Below are 4,728 nucleotides of genomic sequence, written 5' to 3'. Positions count from 1 at the left end.
ATCTGCGTGGCGACCTCCGCCACTGTCATGTACGTCTGGCCGGATGCCATCTCTCCACCTACTTCCTGAGGGCACGCGCGCTCTCCGGCTTCCCCACCGGAGAAACAGCGCGCGTGCTTGCGTTGAGACTAGTGGCAAATGAGGCCTGCGTGACAGTAGTTGACCAAAATCAGTTCAAGTGGGGAACGTCACCCGATTTGGGCTGGTTCAGGGCTGCGGATCAAGCCCGTTGAGCGGGAACACGGCTGTTCTGGTGGCCTGGATGGAGCGGTCCAGCCAGCTCGCAGGGTCATATCCGTCCTCCCATGCGCGATAACCGACCGTACGCCCGTCCGACATCGTGAGAGGCGCAGCGCTGCCACGCAGGTGCGCAATCCGTGCCCGCCACTCCTCAGGAGTCACAGATTCAGGATTGACTGGCGTTCCAGCGACTATCGCCAGCAGGTGTGCCCAAGCCCGCGGCACCACGTCCATGACGGCATAGCCACCGCCGCCGGTCGCCACCCACTTGCCGCCGCAGACCTCTTCGGCCAGATCGCGCAGCGCCAGATAGGAGGTGCGCTGGCCGTCGACCGTCAGCATCAGATTGGTGAGCGGGTCGTCCATATGGGAGTCGCAGCCATGCTGAGTGACCATGATGTCGGGGTTGAACTCACGCACGATCGGGGGGACGACAGCGTGGAAGGCGCGCAGCCAACCGGCGTCCGATGTCCCCGGTGGCAGCGCCACGTTGACCGACGAGCCCTCGGCACCTTCACCACCGGTCTCGGTCGCATAACCCGTGCCTGGGAACAGTGTCTGCGGACCCTCGTGGATCGAGATCGTCAGCACCCGCGGATCGTCATAGAACAACGCCTGGACGCCGTCACCGTGGTGAGCGTCGACATCAACGTACGCGACCCGCTCCGCGCCGTTGTCGAGCAGCCATCGGATCGCAAGGGCTACGTCGTTGTAGATGCAGAACCCACTGGCGTGGTCGCGCATTGCGTGGTGAAGCCCCCCGGCGATGTTGACCGAGCGTGGAGCCTGGCCAGTCCAGACCCGGCGGGCAGCCTCAACGCTTGCACCTGCGGCGAGCGCGCTGGCCTCGTGCATCTGTGCGAATACCGGGTTGTCAGCCGTCCCGAGGCCGATCGACGGATCGCCGTGGATCGGGTTGTCGCTGAGCTTGTGGACCTTCTCGATGTACTCGGCCGAGTGGATCCGGTTCAGATCCTCCTCAGTCGCGGCTGCAGCACTGATGACGTCCATGTCGTCGAGGATGCCGAGCTCCCTGGCCAGACTGATCGTCAGATCGATGCGTACGGGCGCCATCGGGTGGGACGGGCCGAAGTTGTAGCTCGTCATCGTCTCGTCGAAGACGAGGACTGCCTTCCCACTCATGGTTTTGACAGCTCTGCCGACCGCGCCGCCGCTGCCTTCACGCCAGCGATGAGCGCATCCTTCACGCCGTTGTCGTCGAAGGTGGCGATGGCGGCGGCGGTGGTGCCGTTGGGCGAGGTGACGCGACGACGCAGCTCATCGGCGGTCTCCTCGGACTCGGCAAGCAGCTTCGCGGCACCAACCAGTGTCTGTGCGGTCAACGTACGAGCCGTCGCGTCGTCGAGACCCGCCTCGACGCCGCCAGCGATCATTGCCTCGGCGAGATAGAAGACGTACGCGGGTCCGGATCCGGACACTGCGGTCACGGCGTCCTGCTGGGACTCGCCGACGACCACGACCTTGCCTCCAGACTCCAGGAGTGCAGAGACAGTGGCGAGTTGGTCGTCGCTGCAGGAGGTGCCGGGCGAGATGCCGAACATTCCCTCGCCCACCAGAGCGGGAGTGTTGGGCATCGCGCGTACGACCGCGACCCCGCCGGGCAGCGCCGCTTCGAGAGTTTCGATCAGGATGCCGGCGGCCAGCGACACGACGGTCGACGACGCATCGACCTTGGCTGCGATCTCGGTGAGCAGCGAGGGTACGTCCTGAGGCTTGACCACGATCAGGATCGTGTCGGCGCCAGTGACCGCCTCGGCATTGCCGGTGACCTCGACCCCGTATGCCTCTCGTAGCTCGGCTGCCCGGTCGTCGCGCTTCTCGCTGATGACGAGATCGCCGACGGGGTGGCCTTGGCCCAGGATCGCGGCGAGGAGCGTCTCGCCCATCACGCCTGCGCCGAGGATCGCGATGCGCTGACTCATGCTTTCACCCTAGTGGTGGCGGTCACACCGAGCGCGCTAGCGGTGGTTGTTGCCCGTCGCAGCGAGGCCGATCCCGAGCCCAATCATCGAAGTGCCGCCGATGGCGCCCATCGCCTCACCACGCTTGGGCGATGCGTTGAACCACGAGCGCAGCTGACTGGCGATGACGGCCCACAGGCTGTCGGACACGATGCCGATGCTGAAAGCCAGCAACCCGAGCAGGAGCATCTGCAGCTGTACGTGACCCGCACCGCGATCCACGAACTGCGGCAGCACGGCACCAAGGATCATGAATGCCTTGGGGTTGGAGAACCCGACGATGAATCCCTGCCTGACCGCTTTGGCGGTCGACAGCGCTGGAGCGACCCCCATACCGGCCTCGCTGACGTCAAAGCCCTTGCGATGTCGGATCGCCTGGACGCCGAGCCACACGAGGTAGGCAGCTCCGGCGAACTTCAGGATCGTGAACACCACGACCGACTCCTGCACGATCACGCCGAGCCCCAGAGCGACCAAGATGACGATCGCGAGCAGGCCGAGCGAGTTGCCGGCGACCGTCGCGAGCGCGATTCCGCGTCCGTACGAGAGCGCGCGCCCAATCACGAACACGACGCTCGGTCCGGGGATCGCGATGAGGATGAGTGCCGCGAGTCCGAACGCGAGGATCTGCTCAGCCGTGATCACGTCGTCACTCTCGCTGCATGGAGACGAGTGAACGCCATCGCCTCGAGGAGATCGGCCTCGCGGGTTTGCTGGTCGGCTGCCTTGCGGGTGTTGATCTCGACGACGATCTCGCCGCCGAAGTTCGAAGCCGCGACGGTCGCGAGGAACGCCTCGCAAGGTTGCGTTCCACGACCGGGCACGAGGTGCTCGTCCTTCAGCGACCCGGATCCGTCGGTGATGTGTACGTGGGCGAGTCGATCGCCAAGGTCCTCGGCCATCTGCACAGGGTCCTGGCCAGCGGTGGAGCTGTGCGACAGGTCGACCGTCACATGCGCGTAGTCGTGCTCCACGGGATTCCAGCCCGGCGCGTATGCCTGGAACTCGCGCTTGCCGGTACGCCACGGGTACATGTTCTCGACGGCGTACGTGATGCCGTGCTTCTTCTCCATGTCGGCAATGCCCTCGACGAACCCGCGGGCGTAGTCGCGCTGCCAGCGGAACGGCGGGTGCACGACGATCACCTTGGCCCCGACCTCATGCGCCATGTCGGCGCTGCGATCGAGCTTGCCCCAAGGATCGCTGCCCCATACGCGCTGTGTGACGAGCAGACACGGCGCGTGGATCGAGACCACCGGGATCTCGTGGAACGAGCTCAGGGCCTTGATCGCGGTGATGTCGGCGCTGACCTCGTCGATGCCGACCATGACCTCGACACCGTCGAAACCCAGCCGTGCTGCTGCCTCAAATCCGCTCGCAGTCGACCCCGGATAGACCGAGGAGGTCGACATCGAGACGCGGATGGCTTCGGACACGCTTCCAAGAGTATGCGGGAGGGTCTACAACTGGTCGAGATGCTCTAGCAGAACGCCTTCGCGCAGCGCCCACGGGCAGATCTCGAGCTCGGCCAGATCGAAAAGGTCCATCGTTGCGGCGGCGACAATTGCACCGGCGTACATCTGGTCAGCTCGATCCACGGAGACTCCCGGCAGCGCTGCGACATCGTCGGGACGCATCGTCGCGAGCTGTTCGACGAGCGGTGCGAGGTCATCACGACGCAGGGAGCGGCGTACGTACTGGCCCTCACTCGACGCCGCGGCACCGCACATACGAGCGAGCGAGCGGAACATCTTGCTTGTCGCGACAGCCCGGTCGAACGAACCGCCCCGCAGGAGTGCGCCGGCTTCCTCGGCAATCGCAGAACGGACGTGGAGCCGCAGGTCCGCACCACTCTTGCCGGCGTTGAGCCATTCGCGGGTGAGGCGACCTGCGCCGAGTGGTACGGAGCTCGCAACGTCAGGGCTTTCGTCGGAACCGGCCGCCATCTCCAGCGAGCCGCCGCCGATGTCGAACACCCCGAGTCGTCCTGACGACCAGCCGAACCAACGGCGTACGGCAAGGAAGGTCAGACGGGCCTCATCCTCACCAGCGAGCACCTCGAGCTCGAGCCCGCTGGCGCTGTTGACCTGGGAGATGACGTCGTCGGCGTTGACCGCTTCGCGTACGGCCGAGGTTGCGAACGCCAGGATCTGCGTGCAGCCCTTGTCCTCGGCCTCTGCCTTGGCCTCGATCATGTACTTGCTGAGCCGGGCAACGCCGTCGTCGGAGATCGCGCCGTCCGAGTCGAGATGATCCGTCAGTCGTAGCGGTTCCTTGTAGGAGTGCGCCGGTACGGGCGGGCCGCCGCGGAACGCGTCAACGATGAGGAGGTGGCCCGTGTTGGACCCGATGTCAAGCACGCCCATGCGCATACCGGCCATTCTCTCACTGCAGAGTGTCTTGACCGGCGGCACTAGGCTGGCGTGGTGCCAGAAGTCGAGCTCGGGTTTCCCCGTACGTATGTCGAGTTCACCAATCCGTCCGACGAGACGGAGGTGTTCCGCTG

The 4,728-nt window shown here is 65.4% G+C and carries 5 protein-coding genes; all 5 read right to left on the bottom strand.

The features are described 5' to 3' along the window. Positions 1–207: 207 nt before the first annotated feature. Positions 208–1,383 carry an acetoin utilization protein AcuC gene (locus V6M39_RS13055; protein WP_332644247.1) on the bottom strand — a complete coding sequence of 392 codons (1,176 nt, stop codon included), beginning with the start codon at positions 1,381–1,383 and terminating at the stop codon, positions 208–210. Further along, the gene (gene proC / locus V6M39_RS13050; protein WP_332644246.1) at positions 1,380–2,183 is read right to left on the bottom strand and encodes a pyrroline-5-carboxylate reductase; all 804 of its coding nucleotides are present in this window, start codon (positions 2,181–2,183) and stop codon (positions 1,380–1,382) included. Before proC ends, V6M39_RS13055 begins: the two co-directional genes overlap by 4 nt. A gap of 36 nt (positions 2,184–2,219) precedes the next feature. Beyond that, positions 2,220–2,867 (bottom strand): LysE family translocator, encoded by a 648-nt coding sequence (locus V6M39_RS13045; protein ID WP_332644245.1) that lies wholly within the window; start codon positions 2,865–2,867, stop codon positions 2,220–2,222. Next, positions 2,864–3,658: a sugar phosphate isomerase/epimerase family protein gene (locus V6M39_RS13040; protein WP_332644244.1), complete on the bottom strand. Its 795-nt coding sequence runs from the start codon at positions 3,656–3,658 to the stop codon at positions 2,864–2,866. Before V6M39_RS13040 ends, V6M39_RS13045 begins: the two co-directional genes overlap by 4 nt. A gap of 24 nt (positions 3,659–3,682) precedes the next feature. Then, a partial coding sequence (locus V6M39_RS13035) for a Ppx/GppA phosphatase family protein (RefSeq protein WP_332644243.1) occupies positions 3,683–4,728 on the bottom strand: 1,046 nt, incomplete at its 5' end.

It is taken from the genome of Aeromicrobium sp. (assembly GCF_036675695.1).
GTDB lineage: Bacteria > Actinomycetota > Actinomycetes > Propionibacteriales > Nocardioidaceae > Aeromicrobium.
This window is presented reverse-complemented; position numbering and strand designations above follow the sequence as displayed.

Excerpts from the sequence above, each read along its gene's own strand:
- V6M39_RS13055 (WP_332644247.1), bottom strand. The coding sequence starts at position 1,383 with ATGAGTGGGAAGGCAGTCCTCGTCTTCGACGAGACGATGACGAGCTAC.
- proC (WP_332644246.1), bottom strand. The coding sequence starts at position 2,183 with ATGAGTCAGCGCATCGCGATCCTCGGCGCAGGCGTGATGGGCGAGACG.